General features: G+C 58.9%; 12 protein-coding genes. 10 read left to right on the forward strand and 2 right to left on the reverse strand.

Going from position 1 to position 19,175, the window contains the following annotated elements; genetic code table 11:
- Positions 1 to 151: 151 nt before the first annotated feature.
- Positions 152 to 685: a hypothetical protein gene (locus VFQ24_03250; protein ID HET9177351.1), complete on the reverse strand. Its 534-nt coding sequence runs from the start codon at positions 683 to 685 to the stop codon at positions 152 to 154.
- A gap of 97 nt (positions 686 to 782) precedes the next feature.
- Entirely contained in the window at positions 783 to 4,259 is a 3,477-nt protein-coding gene (locus VFQ24_03255; GenBank protein HET9177352.1) for an SBBP repeat-containing protein, read from the reverse strand.
- Between the two features lie 407 nt (positions 4,260 to 4,666).
- Here VFQ24_03255 and VFQ24_03260 point away from each other — a divergent pair, with 407 nt between their 5' ends.
- The 10 genes from VFQ24_03260 to VFQ24_03305 all read left to right on the forward strand — a co-directional run bounded on the left by VFQ24_03260 (position 4,667) and on the right by VFQ24_03305 (position 19,076).
- On the forward strand, positions 4,667 to 6,946 hold the full coding sequence (locus VFQ24_03260) for a M28 family metallopeptidase (GenBank protein ID HET9177353.1): 2,280 nt from the start codon (positions 4,667 to 4,669) through the stop codon (positions 6,944 to 6,946).
- A 380-nt stretch (positions 6,947 to 7,326) separates the two neighbouring features.
- Positions 7,327 to 7,938 carry an AAA family ATPase gene (locus VFQ24_03265; GenBank protein HET9177354.1) on the forward strand — a complete coding sequence of 204 codons (612 nt, stop codon included), beginning with the start codon at positions 7,327 to 7,329 and terminating at the stop codon, positions 7,936 to 7,938.
- 44 nt (positions 7,939 to 7,982) lie between these two features.
- Positions 7,983 to 8,942 carry a cysteine synthase family protein gene (locus tag VFQ24_03270; protein HET9177355.1) on the forward strand — a complete coding sequence of 320 codons (960 nt, stop codon included), beginning with the start codon at positions 7,983 to 7,985 and terminating at the stop codon, positions 8,940 to 8,942.
- 174 nt (positions 8,943 to 9,116) lie between these two features.
- Positions 9,117 to 9,584 carry a M67 family metallopeptidase gene (locus VFQ24_03275; protein ID HET9177356.1) on the forward strand — a complete coding sequence of 156 codons (468 nt, stop codon included), beginning with the start codon at positions 9,117 to 9,119 and terminating at the stop codon, positions 9,582 to 9,584.
- An 87-nt stretch (positions 9,585 to 9,671) separates the two neighbouring features.
- Positions 9,672 to 9,971: a MoaD/ThiS family protein gene (locus tag VFQ24_03280; GenBank protein HET9177357.1), complete on the forward strand. Its 300-nt coding sequence runs from the start codon at positions 9,672 to 9,674 to the stop codon at positions 9,969 to 9,971.
- A gap of 144 nt (positions 9,972 to 10,115) precedes the next feature.
- On the forward strand, positions 10,116 to 11,285 hold the full coding sequence (gene moeB / locus VFQ24_03285) for a molybdopterin-synthase adenylyltransferase MoeB (protein ID HET9177358.1): 1,170 nt from the start codon (positions 10,116 to 10,118) through the stop codon (positions 11,283 to 11,285).
- A 642-nt stretch (positions 11,286 to 11,927) separates the two neighbouring features.
- Complete coding sequence (locus VFQ24_03290) at positions 11,928 to 15,848, forward strand: putative Ig domain-containing protein (protein HET9177359.1); 3,921 nt, start codon at positions 11,928 to 11,930, stop codon at positions 15,846 to 15,848.
- Positions 15,849 to 15,964: 116 nt separating this feature from the next.
- A complete protein-coding gene (locus VFQ24_03295) occupies positions 15,965 to 17,119 on the forward strand; it encodes a DUF362 domain-containing protein (GenBank protein ID HET9177360.1) in 1,155 nt (384 codons plus the stop codon).
- A gap of 99 nt (positions 17,120 to 17,218) precedes the next feature.
- A complete protein-coding gene (locus VFQ24_03300) occupies positions 17,219 to 18,253 on the forward strand; it encodes a COX15/CtaA family protein (GenBank protein HET9177361.1) in 1,035 nt (344 codons plus the stop codon).
- A gap of 52 nt (positions 18,254 to 18,305) precedes the next feature.
- Entirely contained in the window at positions 18,306 to 19,076 is a 771-nt protein-coding gene (locus tag VFQ24_03305; GenBank protein HET9177362.1) for a pseudouridine synthase, read from the forward strand.
- Positions 19,077 to 19,175 lie beyond the last annotated feature (99 nt).

Consider the following 19,175-nt stretch of genomic DNA (forward strand, 5'->3'; position numbering starts at 1 on the left):
CGCTTCTCCGGAGCTGCCGGGCGACTTGGCGATTCAAGATTGCAGCTTCATCCCTCATCTATAGTGGTGTTATGCCAGTCGCTATTGCGCCATGAGCGGGAGGGCAGAGCCCTCCCCTACGCCGGGTCGATGGTTGCATTCCGGTTGCGAATCACCGCGTGCTGCCGAAGGTGAAAACAAGTCCGCTTGAGAACCGAACGCTTTCCTGGTGTCGCTTCATGAAGTCCGTAACGATGAGATCGCCCTGGAGCACCCGGAAGGAGACCATATTGCTGATCTTGAAATCAATGCTGCCGCCGAATGCTGCGCCAAAGGTGGTGGCGGTCGCCGGAATGCCGGCAAAGCCCTGGCTTCCCCTCACGACTCCCAACAGGGCGTGGGCGGAGGGAGTGAATAACGAGAGCTTGCGGTATGAGAACACGGGGCCGTACATAATCTGCTGTGAGTTGGTGTTGAAACCATTGCGCGTGCCCCACTGAGTGCCGAAGTCCAGCATTCCACCGAACCAGCTATTAACGTTCTGGACTGCGGCGGCCTCACCTCCGTCCAGGTTAAAACTGGTGTGGTTAATGTCACCAAGAAGATGCGAGTATCCGCCGTAGACCTCCCATTTGGGAGCCTGCTGCGCCAGAGCTGTGGCGCCGAGCAACACCCACATCATTATAAACAAACTAAACCTTCGCATGTAATCTCCTCCTCAATATGCCGGACTCTACCGGCTACTAACGCCATGGACCTGGCTCTTATGGTTCCGTCCATCCAACGACTGACCGGGACGCGCCTCAGTTCACAGTCAGTTGAATTGTAGTGCCGCGGGTAACGTTGCCCGAGGTGCCGTTGATACTCACAGTGTAGGTGCCGGCCGGCGTTCCACTTCCGGCTCCGGTTCCATTTCCATTTCCAGATACTCCAAACGACTTTCCGCTGCCACAAGCGACGCACATGGCGGCAGAGAGCGCCACGACGCCGAAGCCCAGCAGCACCTTCCGCCGTCTCGCCAGGAGAACCAGCAAACCCATTGCGAGCATAGCGGCCAGCGCGGCGATGGGAAGAGGAATACGGGAGAAAGGCCAGTTGAAGTTCATTGGTCCTGGAGGGACCAGGGAGCGGGCCGTAGTTGTTACAGTCACGGTAGCTTGCACAGGGTTGCTGCCGTCCGGCGTCACAGAGGCCGGGGAAATCGTGCAAGTGGCGCCGGTAAGCGCCGCGGGCAGTTGGCAGGCCAGGGCAACCTGGCTGGTAAACCCGTCGTTCGGCGTGACCGTCACACCGAACATCGCCGGTGTCCCCGCAGCCGTGGTCTCGGAAGGCGCCGATGTTGAGATCGAAAAGTCCGCGAGCACGCCGTTGCCCGTCAGCAAAACCTCCTGCGGGCTTCCCGGCGCATCGTCGGTGATGGTGAGCGCTCCGGCGCTTGAACCGGAGGCGCTCGGCTTGAAGGTGACTTGAATGGTGCAGTTGGTTGTGGGCTGCAGCGGCGCTTTGGTGCAGTTATCGGTTTCAGAGTAATCGCCGCTGGCCACGATGCTTGAAATGGTGAGCGCCGCGTTGCCGGTGTTCGTCACCTGGATGGATTGAGCCGACGACGTGCTGCCTACATTCTCACCGCCGAAGGCCAGGCTGGTGGGCGACAAGGTCAAAATGCCCGTGGGATTTCCGGTACCGCTCAGGTTCGCCACGTGCGGGCTGCCCGGGGCCGTGTCAACAATGCTGATGGCAGCGGTTCGAATGCCGGAGGCTGCGGGCGTGAAGGTCACGGAAATGGTGCACTTCCCGCCTGCCGGCTGCGCCGTGCCGCAGTCGTTGGTCTGCGCGAAATCACCGGCGTCGTCTCCGGATATTGTGATGCTCGTGATGGTGAGCGGATTGTCACCATTGTCGAGCGTGATGGTCTTCGGCGCGCTCGTCGTATTCACAAGCTGGGGCGCAAAAGTGAGGCCGGCCGGGCTCAGCGCAAGTCCGGCGGAAACAATCACCTTCGAAATGAAAGCGTCGCAGTTGCCGCCCGGAGTGATTTGAGCCGGATTTGAGAGCGGGAAATCGGTTGAGCAGGTTTGCCCCGCCACGTAGGCTGCGCCCAGGGTGTCCACGGCGATACCGTTACCCGACTCCGTATTCGATCCTCCAAGGTAGGTCGAGTACACAAGCGCCGCTCCGGCCGGGTTCAGCTCTGTGACGAAAGCGTCAGAGTTGCCGCCGCCGTAAGCCGACTGAAACACAGCCGTGCTCACGGGAAAATCGGTCGAGTTGGTTGTCCCCGCAATGAAAGCATCGTTGTTCAGATCCACGGCGATCGAGTTGCCGCTGTCGCCCGCCGAGCCCCCCACGTAGGTGGAGTAGAGCAGCGATGCCGCCCCCGTTTGGCTGGGGTCAATCTTGGATACGAAGGCATCTCCGTCGCACCCGCTCTGGCTGTTGAGCTTGCAGGTAGTCTGGTAAACCCCGCTCGTAGTGGGAAAGGCGGTAGACTTCGTAAGCCCCGTGACGTACACCTTTCCCGTGGCATCCACGGCCACGCCGTTGCCCTGGTCCAGGGCGCTGCCACCGAGATAGGTCGAATATAGGATCGAGCCTGCTCCCGCGCCGCACAAATTGGTATTGATCGTCGTCAGGAAACCGTCGCCGGCGCCGCCGTAGGTCGTCTGGAAGCCGGTCATAGGAGTGCTCCACGCAGGCGAATAGGTGATGCCCGTGATGGAGGCGTCTCCACTCGCATCCAGGGCAATTCCAAGCCCGCCGTCCTGAACGGCGCCGCCAATCGTTCCCGAGTATAAAGCCGTCGAGCCCGTCGAATCGAGCTTCAGCAGAAAAGCGTTCTGCGGAGCGGTGAAGGTGAGGCACTGTGGGGCAACGAAGGGAAAGTCCGACGCTTGCGTTGGACCCGTCACGTATGCATTCTGATCGTTGTCCACCGCCACAGCCTGTCCGCGCGTGTGCCCATGGCCGCCGAAGTACGTCGAATAGACCAGCGCCGAGCCCGCGGGATTCAGCTTGCTCAGAAAACCGGCCGACCAGATGAATCCGTTGTTGATGATGGCGCCACACTTGCCGTCTGGCGGGCAGTTGGGATCAAACGAACTGGGCGTGACCGGAAAATCGTTCGACAATGTCAAGCCCGTCACGTAAGCGTCGCCGAGCGAATCGACGGCGATTCCGTTCCCCTCGTCCTCGGCGCTGCCGCCGAGGTAGGTGGAATAAAGAATCGTGCCGCCGTCGGCGCTCAGCTTGGCCACAAAGGCGTCGGTCGGGAAATCATGTTCGCCACCCATGTTGGGTTGCAGAGGATGTTCCGTGGGAAAATCGATCGAAAAAGTTCCGCCGGTCACGAAAGCCGTGCCGTCGCTGGAAAGTACCGCGATGGCGTTTGCGCCGTCAATACTGCTGCCTCCCAGGTAGGTCGAGTACGCCAGAATGGGATCAATGACCAGCGGCTGCGCCCGGTCATATTGGCCCACGCGGAACCCCACCCCGCCCTGGCCGTCAATCACATAGCCGGCTTTTACCGGCCGGCGCTGGCCGGCTGCCTGCTGGTACGCCACTGGTTTGAGGAATGACAACTCCCCGCCAGGAACCGTCAACACCAGGTTTCCTGCGGAATCCAGGCGCAGCTTCCGCGCACCATCAATTTGGAGCCGGATTGCCGCAGCGTCCGCGCCAGGCGCGACGGCAAAATCGTACTCGAGCTGCCGCTGACGGCCGTAATAGACAAGGTTGATGCCCGGATAGACGCCGCTCTCCATCACCTTTCCGTAAGTTGGAATGCCTGTACGCCATTTAGAGCTGTCCCTGCCAACAAGGTAATTGGCCTTGCCGGGAAGCTCGTCGATGCCAGCCATCTGGCGACCTTCCGGGCTGGTTCCCTGCAGTTTCATCTGCACCACCGGCATCTCGTGCCCACCGGCCGACTTTAACTCAAGCACGGCCTCACGGGAGGTCAAAAAAAGAGCATAGCCGAGGCCTCGCGCCAGAAAGGACACTCGACTGTCCAGTTGTCCCTGATTGGGTTCAAAGCTGAGAGGGATTTTCCCGTAGTGGACCGCTTGCGCCCCAGCAGGGGATGCGCTGCGACGCTGAACTGCAGCGCGAGTCACGGCGGTGCCTGGATTGTTTGGCGAACTCGCCTTTGCCTTATTGACCCCGGCCTTGGACGCAGCCACCGCAGCACCGGGCAGCAGTGTCAACACGCATAATGAGAAGATAGTTAAGGCGATTCCCACGGCTCGATGGCTGGAAACAAAAATGCTTCCACGATGACTCATATTTTTTCCTCTCTCAACGTGCTATCGGAGTCCCTCGGTGAGTGCGTACGTCGGCGGGACTCGGACAAACTGAAGGAGGATCGCAGGGCTTGAACTAGTGTGCTTCCCTGATCCTCGGGTCGAGGGAAATGTGGCTCCCCCTCGCAACCGCCGATACATTAACTGCATTGTAACGGCGAGGTCAAGCACAAAAAGTTGTGGAACCATGGTTCTATACGGGTTCAGAACCACCCTGCATGGGACGTGTCGTGTGGCTCACGCTATGCGCGGGGACAGCTTGTGGGGGCGGGGGTAATTTGCTACCATCAGCGTCTCTGGCTTCCTCTCTTTGCAATGAAAATCGATTGAAAGCGCGGGGCGGACGGCCGGGCCGGGAGGGCATCTGAATTCTCAGGTTGGAGGGTTTCGTGCGCCGATTCGGACTCATTGCGGTTTTGTGTGTTGCCTGCGTCGGACTAACGGCCAAGGCGGCCGAAGAACATTCCAGCAGGCTGATGGGGTTTTCCGCTCAAGGCTCGGAGACGGAAAGGCAGTGGGAAGAGAAATTCAAAGCCATTCCTGAGCCGGAGAACATGCGCGCCTACATGCAGCGCCTCTCGGCGTATCCGCATCATGTCGGCTCTCCGTACGACAAATCGAACGCCGAATGGATCCTGTCAAAGTTCAAGGAGTTTGGACTCGACGCTCACATTGAAACCTTCTACGTGCTGTTCCCGACGCCGAAGGAGCGCAAAGTGGAAATGGTGGCGCCGTCGCAATTTGTTGCAAAACTGCAGGAGCCTGCCGTACCGGGCGATCCTACCTCTGACCAGCACGCGGCGCAGCTTCCCACCTACAACGCCTATTCGATTGACGGCGACGTGACGGCCCCGCTCGTCTATGTGAACTATGGCGTCCCATCGGATTACAAGACGCTTGAAAGCCTGGGTATTTCGGTGAAGGGCGCCATTGTGATCGCGCGCTACGGACTAAGCTGGCGAGGCATCAAGCCGAAGGTGGCGGCCGAGCACGGCGCGGTGGGCTGTCTGATTTACTCAGACCCGCGTGAGGATGGCTACTTTCAGGGTGATGTCTATCCCCAGGGGGCGTTTCGTCCGCTGGAGGGCGTGCAGCGCGGCAGCGTGATGGACATCACTCAATACTCCGGCGACCCGCTCACTCCGGGTGTCGGCGCCACCAAAGACGCCCGCCGGATTCCGCTGAAAGAATTAAAGGTCCTCTCGCCGATTCCGACACTGCCCCTCTCCTACGGCGATGCAAAACCGCTGCTCGATGCTCTTACGGGTCCGGTGGCCCCGACGAACTGGCGGGGCGGACTGGGCATGACCTACCACGTGGGGCCGGGGCCGGTAAAGGTCCATATGATCGTGAAAGCCAACTGGGACCTGAAGCCCATCTACGACGTGATTGCGAAAATTCCCGGTTCCGGCTACCCCGACGAGTGGGTTATCCGCGGCAACCATCATGACGCATGGGTCAACGGCGCTGAAGACCCCACAGCCGGGCAGGTTTCGCTGCTCGAAGAGGCTCGCGCTCTGGGCGCGCTGCTGAAGCAGGGGTGGAAGCCCCAGCGCACCATCATCTACTGCGCCTGGGACGGCGAAGAACCGGGTCTGCTGGGTTCGACCGAATGGGCGGAGGAACACGCCAGCGACCTCGAACGGCATGCCGCGGTCTACATCAACACGGATTCGAACGGCCGCGGATATCTTGCCGTGGAGGGCTCGCACACGCTTCAGAAATTCATTAACGGCGTGGCAAGAGACATCCAGGACCCCGAGAAAAACATCTCGGTGTGGCAGCGGGACCGGGACCTCAGAATTCGCCGGGCTGCGACGCCGGCCGAGCGGCAGGCGCTGAGGCAGGACCGCGATCTGAAGATTGGCGCGCTGGGGTCGGGATCTGATTACACCGTATTCCTTGACCACCTCGGCATTGCCTCCTTGGCGCTTTCTTATGGCGGCGAAAGCAATGGAGCGGGTATTTATCATTCGATTTACGATGACTATTACTGGTTTAGCCATTTTGACGATACCAAGTTTATCTATGGCCGGGCCCTGGCACAAACTGTGGGTACGACAGTTATGCGCCTGGCCGATGCTGATCTTCTGCCGCTCGATTATTCTGAACTTACCGAGACCGTCCGCACGTATGTGAACGAGCTTAAAGAACTATTGATGCACCAGCAGGCCGAGTCCAAGGAGTTGAACACCGAAATCCAGGAAGGCGTTTTCACCGCAACTTCCGATCCTGAAAAGCCTTTTGTTGCGCCGAAGCCTGAAACCTTCCCGCCCTTTCTGAATTTTGCGCCGTTGGACAACGGAGTTGCCGCCTTGGACCGAAGCGCAGACCGCTTCCAGAAGGCAGTGCAGGCCCTTGACGGCAACGGTGGTGACGCTCTGTCGCATGCTTCGCTCGCCCAGGTGAATCAGTTGATGATCGGGGCCGAGAGAAAACTGACCCGGCCGGAGGGCCTGCCCGGGCGCGCCTGGTACCGGCAGGAACTTTATGCCCCGGGTGTCTACACCGGGTATGATGTGAAGACCCTTCCAGCGGTCCGTGAAGCGATCGAGCAGCGACAATGGGACGAGGCCGGCAAACAGATTGCTATCCTCGGTAAAGTTCTGGAGGACGAAGCCCAGGCAATCGACGCCGTGGCGTCCAATCTCGAAAAGGCTACCCAGTGATTCCCATACCCACAAATCGACGGACGGCTTAGACGGGACGGTGTTCCCCACTCTTAATCTCTGCCGAGTTTCGCCCTTCTTCAGCTTTAACCCCCGCCGATTGCCTGAAAATTTCATTATCATCGAAAATTCATCCGAAAATTTTGCTAAGTGGATTATCATGAGTGCAGGTGGAAGGAAAAGTTTCATCGTGTGGGCAAAATTTGTGCGTATTTTTGGCGCTGACGGAGTAACTCCGTGAGGTTGCCTTACGTCCAACATTAGGGTAATTAACAATCCATTGACCCCGGCTGTAAGCTGTTGCCGTTTAAGGCTGGCTGCAGCCGGCTTTGTTTCGCTTTCAATATTGTCGGGTTCGAAGGGTCCGTTCGAGGTTAACAATGTCTCCTGCGGAAGAACGGGTCATTCGAGTGCTTCGGCCATCAGTGATTGTTTTATGCGGCCCGGCGGCATGTGGAAAATCGACGTTCGCTGAAAGGCATTTTCGTCGTACTCATGTTATTTCATCCGACCTTTGCCGGCAGTTGTTATGCGATGACGAGACTGACCAGCGTTACCAGGCACAAACATTTGCTCTTGTGAACTTTCTCATTGGTCAGCGCCTTTCCATCAACCGCATTTGTGTTGTTGATTCAACGGCGATAACTCCTGGGGCACGAAAGTCTCTGCTGGATCTTGGCCGGAAGTACCGGGTCCGTACAGAGCTCTTTCTCTTTGATATTGCGCTCGAGAAGTGCCTGGAGCGTGATCGTGCCCGTACGCGCTCGGTAGGTCCCAAAGTTATTGAAGAGCAATATCAGTTGTTCAAGCAGGCTCAGGAATCTGTAGGGGCCGAGGGGTTTGATGAGATTGTGGAACTGCGCGAGCCGGATTTGCAAAGCGTCCGCTGTGAGATTCTCTACCGTCCGATCAACCCGATTAACCCCAATAACCACATGAAGCGCCGCAACGATTCAACCATTCCAGCCAAAGGCCCCGAACCGCGTAGTTGACACTCCACCAGACCATCTCCTAGAATTCTCAAGAGATTATCTTTATGACATCTGGATCCAAAGGGGCCGTTTTGCAGCCCGAATTGAAGCATGCAACGGACGTCTTATCCCTGATCGGGAACACTCCCCTGGTCCGGTTGCGGAGGATTGGCGCGGAGTTTCCTCAGGCGGCGCTTTTGGCAAAGGCCGAGTGGGCCAATCCCGGCGGGTCGGTAAAGGACCGGGCCGCTTGGAGCATCATTCAGGAAGCAGAACGGGCGGGACTGCTGACGCCGGAAAAGACGCTGCTGGACTCCACTTCCGGAAACACGGGAATTGCTTATGCCATGATGGGCGCCGCTCGGGGCTACCGCGTCAAGCTCTTTATGCCTTCGAATGTGAGCCTTGAGCGCAAACAGATCCTGCAGGCGTTCGGCGCTGAGACCGTTTATACAAACCCCATGGAGGGTTCGGACGGCGCAATCCGGAAGGTCCGTGAGCTGGCTGAGAAAGAACCGCAAAACTATTTTTACGCCAACCAGTACAACAATCCTGCCAACTGGAAGGCCCATTATCAGACTACCGCACCGGAAATTTTCGACCAGACGGAAGGACAGATCACACACTTTGTGGCCGGTCTGGGAACCACGGGGACCTTTATTGGCACGGCGCGCCGGCTGAAGGAACTAAAGGGTGGCATCCGCTGCATTTCTTTTCAGCCGGACTCCCCGTTCCACGGCCTCGAAGGATTGAAGCATCTGCCCACCTCCATCGTTCCCGGCATTTATGATTCTTCGCTCGCTGACGAGAACCTGGAAATTTCAACAGAAGAGGCCTACGCCATGACATTGCGGCTGGCCCGGGAAGAGGGGTTGCTGGTGGGTATTTCCTCCGGTGCTTCCATGGTGGCTGCTCTCAAGGTGGCGAAGCAGGTCGAGAGCGGGGTGATCGTTACGATTTTCCCGGACAGCGGCGACAAATATCTCAGTGAGCGGTTCTGGAATGAATCGCCGGCGGGACCTTAGCCGGTGGTTGAAAAAACAACCGTCATGCTGAGCGCCAGCGAAGCATCTGCTGTACCCTACTGAAAATGAACAAAGCAGATCCTTCGCTCCGCTCAGGATGACGTAGCAGAGGTTTTTTCAATAACCTGCTGGACCGCGCTTTCGGCTTCTGGTTTTTCTTTATAGGTTGATTGAATGGAAATTAGACTGAAGATCGACCAGCTTGAGAGCATTCACTCCCATGGTGAGCGTGAATACCCAAACGAATGCTGTGGTATGCTGCTGGGCCGCGCGGACGGCGCTGCCAAGGAAGTGTCCGAGGCAGTGCCTTTGAAGAATTTACGGCTTGATTCTGCGCGCGCACAGGAACTGCTGCCACTGGAAGATCCCGGGCGCGAATCAGAAAAAAACCGCTTCCTGATTGATCCACTGGAGCAACTGCGGGTTGAGCGGGAAGCGCGCAAGCGCGGGCTGGACGTGGTGGGTTACTACCACTCTCATCCGGACCATCCGGCCCGCCCTTCAAATTACGACCGCGAACACGCCTGGCCGTGGTACTCTTATGTCATTCTTTCGGTTGAGCGCGGCAAGGCCGCTGAAATGACCTCCTGGGTCCTATCGGAAGACCGGTCGCAATTTGATCCTGAACCGTTGAAACTTTAGGCCGTCCACGTTCATCAAAGAAGCATAGTGGACTTTTTAGTGTATAATGGCCAGTTCCTGCTTGGTATGATCGGTCGAGGAGAAGGAATGCCTGTAAAAGTGGTTATCCCGACCCCCTTGCGTCAGTACACGGGGAAGAGCGATTCGGTTGAAGTTGAGGCGAAGACGGTTGGCGAGGCGCTGGCGGGGCTGACTTCCCGATTCAGTGACTTGCGAAAACACCTCTATAATGATGAAGGCAAGCTTCGCAGTTTTGTGAACGTCTACGTGAATGACGAGGACATCCGTTTTCTCCAAAAGGACCAGACTCCGCTTACCGAGACTGATGTCATCAGTATTGTTCCCTCTATTGCCGGCGGCTCGATGACCGGCTGTACCTGTAGCTAGCCTGGATCCCGCAAGGGCCGGGGTTCCGGGCTCATCCCCCACGACCAGAAAAAAGAAAGCAAGATGCGGGCGTTCCTGCTCGAGGGCGAGCGGGGCCTGCACGCGGCAGGAATTTTTAAGCGGGTGACAAACAAAGAGGAAAAAATGTCCACAGTAACAACAACTCCGACGGCGCAATTGACCAAGGACGAAATTCTTCGCTACAGCCGGCATCTCATCATGCCGGAAGTGGCCATGGAAGGCCAGCTCAAGCTGAAGCAGGCCAAGGTGCTTTGCATCGGCGCCGGCGGATTGGGCGCGCCGCTGGCCCTCTACCTGGCTGCCGCCGGCGTGGGAAAGCTGGGTATGGTGGACTTCGACGTGGTCGACTTCACCAACCTGCAGCGGCAGGTTATCCATGATACGGATGACGTCGGGCGGTCCAAGCTTGAATCAGCGCGCGACACCATCCGCGACATCAATCCGAGCGTGGAGGTCGTTCCGTACGAGACGCGGCTTACTTCCGAGAACGCGCTCGATATCTTCCGCGACTATGACATTGTTGTTGACGGCACGGACAATTTCCCCACCCGCTACCTGGTGAACGATGCCTGCGTCCTGCTGGGCAAGCCGAACGTTTACGGCAGCATCTTCCGCTTCGAGGGGCAGGCTTCTGTTTTCTACGCCCGGGAAGGCCCGTGCTACCGCTGCCTTTACCCGGAGCCGCCACCGCCGGGTCTGGTTCCAAGCTGCGCTGAAGGCGGAGTGCTGGGCGTGCTGCCGGGCATCGTGGGATCCATCCAGGCCCTTGAAACCATCAAGCTGATTCTTGGCAAGGGCCAGCCGCTGATCGGTCGCCTGCTGCTGTTCGATGCGCTCAACCTCAAGTTCCGGGAACTCAGGCTGCGCAAAAATCCGGAGTGCCCGGTGTGCGGAACGCATCCAACCATTACAAAGTTAATTGACTACGAGGAATTCTGTGGAATCCGGGGAGAGGAGCACGTGCCCGAAACCAACGTCCCGGAAATTACGGCGACGGAAGTGAAAAAGATGATGGACGAAAACAAACCCTTCGTTCTCATCGACGTTCGTGAACCCCACGAATACGAAATTTGCAAGATTCCGGGCGCCAAGCTGATCCCGCTGGGCGAAGTTCCGAAACGCATGCACGAGCTGAACTCCGCAGACGACATTGTTGTGCATTGCCGCTCCGGCGTGCGGAGCGCCCAGGCAGTGGAATTCCTGATGAAGGCAGGCTTCCGAAGGATCCACAACCTGAAGGGCGGCGTTCTGGCGTGGGCGCGGGACGTTGATCCCTCCATGCCCAGCTACTGATCGATTGCCACCTTCCAGCCGGGACGGGCGCCCGTCCGCCCCGGCATTCTTCCATCCTGCCTCGTTTCCAAATGCCAAGTGTGCATGCGCTTGCGCACTCACATCGGCAAATCTCCCGAGTTAGCTCATCTTTCCACACCCTTGCCGTCAGGGATTCAATGGTTGGCATCACAAGGAATCTACTAATTGTATGCATCTGTCTGCTGCGGTATCTTGGCTGACAATGCCGATTTTGGCAGCAAGAGTTCCTCAAAGAGTGGGCAGTCGAGAGGAGGGGCGAGCTCTCGCCTAATAGTTCAAGCCATGATGAAGCCGTTGGAAGGGCAAACACCTGGACCGAACTCCGGCTGACAAATGTCAGGAATGTCGGTGCGCTGTTTTTCCCACTGGATGTGCAATAAGGTGGTGACGCAGCGAGTTCCGAACCCGCAAAGCGCTGAGCTGCAAATCAGTGCGGGGCCTGCCACCTTAAACCCGAGCTGGGGGAAATTTCCATTGACCAATTTCCGCAATACTGGATCCGTTCATCAAACCCGCCATGGCGAATCCACTTCAGGACGATTCACGAATAACGCTCGGAAGCTTATCGACATACGCTCACTGATCTGCGTTGCCGCGGCCGTTGCAACCCTGTTGTGCGTCATGGCCGCAGGCAACTTACGGGTCCGAGTCAGCACTACTAACGTCAAGCCAGAGTATCGTGACGGCGTCGTCTTGATGGCGTTCCACCGCGATGTCCCCAAAACGCAACAGAGCCTCATCATCTCCAGTGTTGGTGCAAGAGAAATTAAGCAAATTGGGGTGGGCGTCCATGTCCTGGAGGTGGGACGAGGAAGCGTCCTCAAGACGATCCAGGCGCTCAAGGCGCACCCTGGGGTCCGCTACGCAGAACCTGATTACTTGCAGACATTGGCTGCCAGTTCCGCTCCCAATGATACCAGTTTCGGACTTCAGTGGGCCCTTCAGAATACGGGGCAGAACGTCAACGGCGTTACCGGGACTTCCGGAGCTGATGAGCGGGCGATGGCGGCATGGGGCGTCACCACCGGAACGAACTCAGTGGTGGTGGTCATTCTCGATACCGGAGTGCAGTATTCCCATCCCGACCTGCAAGTCAATATGTGGAACAACCCCGGAGGGATTGGCGGTTGCCCAGCTGGCACCCATGGCTACAACGTCGTAAGCAGCAATTGCGATCCCATGGACCTCGACACGGCATACGGCGGGCATGGCTCGCATATAGCTGGCATAATCGGCGCGGTCACCAATAACGCCGCGGGGGTTGCGGGAGTGAACTGGACCGCCAGCATCATGGCCTTGAAGTGGCTGACCAGTAACAGCAGCGGCAACACCAGCGATCTTATCACCGCGATGGACTGGGTTGTACAGGCCAAACAGGCTGGCGTGAATGTGAGAGTGGCGAACGACTCGGTGACCTTTGTGGGTACGGCCTTTTCGCAGGCGCTCTCGGATGAGATCGACCTGTTCGGAACCAACGACATCCTGTTTGTCACCGCCGCGGGCAATACGGCACAAAACAATGACACCGTTGCTCGGTATCCGTGCTCGTACCATCGGCCTAACATGATCTGCGTCGCGGCCACCGACCAGAATGACCACCTCTGGAGCTCCTCCAACTTCGGACCGACCACGGTCGATCTGGCTGCGCCCGGAGTAAATATTTACTCGACCCTGCGGCTGAGCAACTACGGCTATATCAGTGGGACGTCGATGTCGGCCGGAGAAGTTTCAGGTACGGCCGCTTTGGTCCTGTCGCGCGGGAACCAAACGACCAGCAATCTGAAGTCGGACATCTTGAACAACGTGGATACTCTGCCGGCTTTGAACGGCTTCGTGAGTACCAGCGGGCGCCTCGATGTTTGCAAGGCCGTGCCGGGTTGCAGCTCAGCCGTTACGGGATCCCCCACAAACTCGAGTCTGCCGGTGGTCACCGCCATTGCTCAGTTTGGTTCGCTGTTGGGCGCGTCAACGGGCATGTGGTCGGGTGTACCAACGAACTACACATATCAGTGGTTCCGTTGTGACGGCAACGGTTCAAACTGCGTGTCCATCGTGGGAGCTAACTCGCAGACTTACGCGTTGCTCGCTGATGCCGACGTGGGGGCAACGCTTCGCGTCACAGTAACCGCATCCAACGGTTCGGGCTCTTCTTCGGCCCAGTCCGCCGCGAGTGCAGTGGTCACGCAAGCCTCATCGCCTTTTGGTATTAATTCGTCGATCCTGGACGGCGGCGCAATTGGCGGCAGTTTGCCGTGGCAGGCCAGTCCCACTCCGTCAGTCAATTTTGTTCAGTTCTTCATCGATGGAGTGTTGAGCCAGACGTACTCTTCTTCGCCCTACACCTACAATCGGGGGACGACTAATGCGCTGGACACTACCACGCTCTCGAACGGGACGCACGTGCTTGGGATCAGGGCGCTCTCGACAGACAACATCACCTATGGTTTCTATGGCGCCACGGTTGTGGTTTCAAACTCATTTGCAATCACCACCGCGTCTCTGCCGAATGGCACGCAGAACACGGCCTACAGCGCGACGCTCGCGGCGAGCGGCGGGACCACGCCCTATACATGGTCAATCAGCTCCGGGAGCCTGCCGGCAGGGCTGACCTTGAACTCCTCGACGGGAGCGATCACGGGGACGCCGACGGGGACCGGGACCAGCAACTTTACCGTACAGGTAAGCGATGCCAATTCCCAGACAGCGACAAAGGCGCTGAGCATTACCATCAGCTCCGGTGGCGGCGGGGGTGGTGTGATCAGCGTATTGCAGGCGCGGAACGCCAACCAGAGCGGCGTAACGTCGCTCACCGTAAACATGGCGACGACGGCAGGGAGCACGATCATCTGCGGGGTGAGCGAAGGGGACAATGCTACCGATACCTGGACCATGACGGACAGCGCGGGGCAGTTGGGCTGGACGCAGGATGCGAGCGGCTATCTGACGGCGGACACGACGCAGCGCGCGGACATGCGATACATCACGAACTCGGCCGCACTGAGCTTTGTGCGCGCCAACTTCTCGACGCGGATCAACGCCCCGGCAACCATGGTCTGTTACGAAGTGAGCGGCATCGTGAGTGTTTCAGCGGAGGATTCGAGCGTCAATACCACATCGCGGGGCGGAGGGCTGGTCTCCGGCCCACTGACCACGTCGAACGCCAATGACATTCTGATTTACATGGAACGCAAGGGTGCGAACCAGACCAGTTGGACGGCGGGTTCGGGCTATGTGTTTGCGGCCAACGCTTTCAATGCCCGGATGGCGATTCAATACAAGATCGTATCAGCGAGCCAGACGAACACGATGACATCGATGACGCCGAATCCGGACTCGGGAAGTTCTTCCATTGGCATTTTTGCGGCGTTCAAGAGTTCCGGTTCTCCTCCCTCGCCCACGATCACCACCGCCTCTCTGACCAATGGGACGCAGAACACGGCTTACAGCGCCACGCTTGCGGCCAGTGGCGGGACGACGCCCTATACCTGGTCGATCACTGCCGGAAGCCTGCCGGCGGGGCTGACCTTGAACTCTTCGACGGGGGCGATCAGCGGGACGCCGACGGGGACGGGAACCAGCAACTTTACCGTACAGGTAAGCGATGCCAATTCTCAGACGGCCACAAAGGCGCTGAGCATCACGGTGAATCCTCCGGCGCTCGCCATCAGCACCACATCACTGCCCAACGGCACGCAGAACACAGCTTACAGCGCCACGCTGGCGGCCAGTGGCGGGACGACGCCCTACACCTGGTCGATCAGCGCAGGCAGCCTGCCGGCAGGGCTGACCTTGAACTCCTCGACAGGAGCCATCACGGGGACGCCGACGGGCAGCGGCGTCAGCAACTTCACGGTGAAGGTGACGGACGTCAACTCCCAGACCGCTACGCAGGCGCTCAGTATCACGATTAACTCTGCTGGCGGTGGGATCAGCGTGTTGCAGGCGCAGAACGCCAACCTGACCGGCGTTTCGTCCATCACCGTGAACATCGCGACTCAAGCAGGCAGTGCAATCATCTGCGGCGTGCGCGAGGGCGACAATAGCACGGATACCTGGACCATGACGGACAGCGCGGGGCAGACCGGCTGGAGTCAGGTCGCGAGCGGGTATGTTTCTCCCAATACAACAAACCGCGCCGATATGCGTTACATCACGAACTCTGTCGCTCTCACCTGGGTGCGTGCCAACTTCTCCTCGCCCGTCTCCAATCCGGCGACCATGGTCTGCTACGAAGTGAGCGGCATCGTCACTGTTTCGGCCCAGGATGCGAGCATCAATTCCACGTCTTCGGGTGGAGGACTTGTCTCGCGTCCACTGACGACGTCGAATGCCAATGACATCTTGATCTACATGGAAGGCAAGGGTGCGAATCAGACGAGCTGGGCGGCTGGCCCTGGCTACTTGTTTCCCGCGAATGCCGCAAACCCGCGCGTGGCCATTCAATACAAAATCGTTTCGACGACCCAGACAAATACGACAACCTCCATGACGCCGAGCCCCGATACTGGGAGTTCCGCCAGTGTTTTCGCGGCGTTTAAATGACCCATTGCACGGGTATCAACATAGCAGCTGGGGCCATTGACCTCATCCCATTGCACTAGATCCAGTCCTGGAATATCATCGGTTCATGTAGCCAGTTCCACAAATGGGGGTGCACGATGACCGTCCACGCCAATCGCCGGGAATTCATCCAGGGTTTCGGGGCAGCGCTTGCCGGGCTCGCTCTGGCTCCGCGCCACACTTTTGGAGCCGCCACTCCGCCGGCGCCTCCGGTTGCCGTGGCAAAGTGCATGGAATACGGACCCGAGGTCCGTCCCACGCTGGCCAGGATGTTTGACCAGATTGGGGGCCTGTCGCGCATCGTGCGCGGCAAGACGGTGGCTGTGAAGATCAACATGACGGGCCACACGACGGACAGGGTGCAGGGTATGCCGATCGGCATGACCCATTGGGTGCATCCGGAGGTGATCGGCAACACCGTCCACCTGCTGGGACAGGCCGGCGCGCGTAGAATTATTCTGGTGGAAAGCTCGCTGAGCCCGTCGCGCTCTCTGCAGCAATTCATGTCCGACGCCGGCTGGAATCCGCACGATTTTGCCAGCGCGGCGTCCCGAGTGGATTTTGTGGACAGCAATTACGCCGGACCGGGCGGAACGTACAAACGGCTCTGGGTTCCCGGTGGCGGTCTGATGTTCCGCGCCTATGATTTAAATCCTGTCTATAGCGATGTGGATGTTTATGTGTCTCTCGCCAAGCTGAAGGAACATGCGACGGCTGGCGTAACGCTTTCCATGAAGAATTCATTTGGCATTACGCCCTGCACCATTTACGGGCATGGCGCAGGTATCGACAAGCCGTCGGACGTGGTGAAAGGTTCGCGCGGCATGTTGCACGACGGCGACCGTCAGCCCTCCAAGACGGCGCTTTCGGAAAACGATCCGAGTTCGCCGCGTCAGCCTGGCTATCGCGTCCCACGTATCACCGCCGACCTTGTGCATGCGCGCCCAATCCATCTGGCCATCATTGACGGCATCCATACGGTAGCGGGCGGGGAAGGGCCCTGGATCGACCATTGCCGCCCGGTACACGCGGGAGTGCTGGTGGCGGGCACAAATCCTGTAACCACCGACGCAGTAGCGACGGCCCTCATGGGTTTCAACCCGATGGCTGTGCGCGGGACCGCGCCCTTTGAAGGATGCGACAGTACGCTGAAGCTCGCTGAAGACCTCGGCATCGGAACACGCGACCTGAAGCGCATTGAGGTGATCGGCACGCCCATCTCCGCAGTTCGAATCGATTTCCGCAGCGCCTAAGACATTCGTGGGGTCGATCTTCAGTTCGGCACTTCTGTATTTCCCCGCATGGTTTAGGGAATGCCGGGCCTGCCCTCCATTGTGTTACCATTTTTAGTTATGACCCACGCCAAAAAAGAGCTTGCGCCGGGCAGGTTTGCCACCTATGCCTGGATGGTGCTGGGCTACAACATCCTGGTGATTCTGTGGGGGGCGGTGGTACGCGCCACCGGTTCCGGCGCGGGCTGCGGCGACCATTGGCCACTCTGCCAGGGAGTGGTGATTCCGCACGCCGACCAGATTGCCACGCTGATTGAATTTTCCCACCGCGCAACGAGTGGCATCGACGTTCTGCTGGTCATCGGGCTCGTTTGGATGGCTTTCCGGCGGTTTGGCCGCGGCCATCCTGTCCGGCGCTGTGCTGTGGCTGCAGGTTTTTTCACGCTGACGGAAGGCCTGGTGGGAGCCGCGCTGGTGCTGTTCGGCGAGGTTGGCAACGTCGTCTCCATGGGCCGGGTAGTGGTCCTTTCCGTGCACCTGGTCAACACTTTTCTGCTGCTGGCGTCGCTGGCTCTCACGGCCTGGGCGGCGGGCAGCGGAGTTTCGGGCGATTCGCGGGCATCTCGGCCGCGGCCAGCTCCGGCCAAGGGGCTTTATGTCGCATACGGCGCAGGCCTGCTCGGCGCTATCGTGATCGCCGTAACGGGCACCATTGCCGCGCTCGCCGACACGCTCTATCCCGCCAAATCGCTGGCAGAAGCTTTCCGATGGGATTTCTCCGGCACGGCGGCTCCTATTCTTCACCTCCGCATTATTCATCCCCTGGTTGCCGTGCTGGTGGGAGGTTACCTGCTGGTATTGGCTGTTGTGGTATTGAGTTCGCCCGGCCCGGCGGCCGCCAAACGCATGGCCCGGCGACTGGCGGGGCTGGTGCTGCTGCAATTCTGCTTTGGCGCCGTGAACATCGTGCTGCTCACTCCTGTGACAATGCAGATTGCCCACCTCCTAGTAGCGGACCTCGTCTGGATTGTCCTCGTGCTGCTCTCGGCGGAGTCTCTCGGTTGGCGGGCGGAAAGCGCAGTTTCGTCCATAACTCCATCACTGGCCGCCGAGAGTCCGCGATCGGCCGTCCAGCAGGCGCCGGCCTCAAGATAGTCTCGGAATCTCCTGGCCAGACAGGGCAGCGCGGAAGGCTTCAGGATGAGGGATGGCCACGAAGAGCGCCATGACGCTTGACCGCGTGCTTTCCCGTTTCGGGATTGCATCGCGCACCGCCTCGCTCGAGATCATCCGGGCCGGCCGTTTGAAGGTGAACGGCAAAGTCGAGCGCGACCCGGAGCGATGGATCTGGCCCGAGAGCGATGTGGTCCATCTGGACGGCAAGCGTCTGCGGCCGGCGCCCCACACGTATCTTCTGCTTTACAAGCCCAAAGGTGTGATCACCAGCCACGGCGATCCGAACGGCCGCAAGACCATCTACGATCTGCTGGGAACAAGCGGCCGCTGGGTGGCGCCCGTCGGACGCCTGGACAAAGACACCTCCGGCCTGCTGCTGCTGACCAACGACACGGAATTCGGACACGGCGTGATGAGCCCGGAATCCGAGGTTCCAAAAACTTACCTGGTGAAAATCAACGCGCTGGTGAGTGATGAAGCGATTGCTCAACTGTCCCGTGGCGTGGAAATGAAGCGCGGCGATTGGGCGCGGCCGCTGCGCGTCAGGCGCCTGGAAGATCGCGGGAAATACACCCGGCTCGAAATCGTGCTGACAGAAGGCAAGAACCGCGAAGTCAGGCGCATGATCGAAGCGGTGGGCTTCAAAGTGCTCAAACTTGTCCGGACCCGCATCGGCCCCCTTACGCTGGAGGGACTCGAAGTGGGCAAATGGCGCGCGCTGACCGGGCAAGAGATTGCGATGCTCCGGCGCAAATCCGTGCCTGAACCTTCACGGCCGCGTACACTTAAGACCGGCAGTTGAAGCGCGGGCTTCGCCAGAAATTCTCCCTGTACCTCGAAGTTCCTCATCCCGTAAAATAGCCTGGAGCTTCAAAGCTGAAGGAAGGCGCGTGGAGCCGGG

The organism is Terriglobia bacterium (assembly GCA_035712365.1).
Classification (GTDB): Bacteria; Acidobacteriota; Terriglobia; order UBA7540; family UBA7540; genus SCRD01.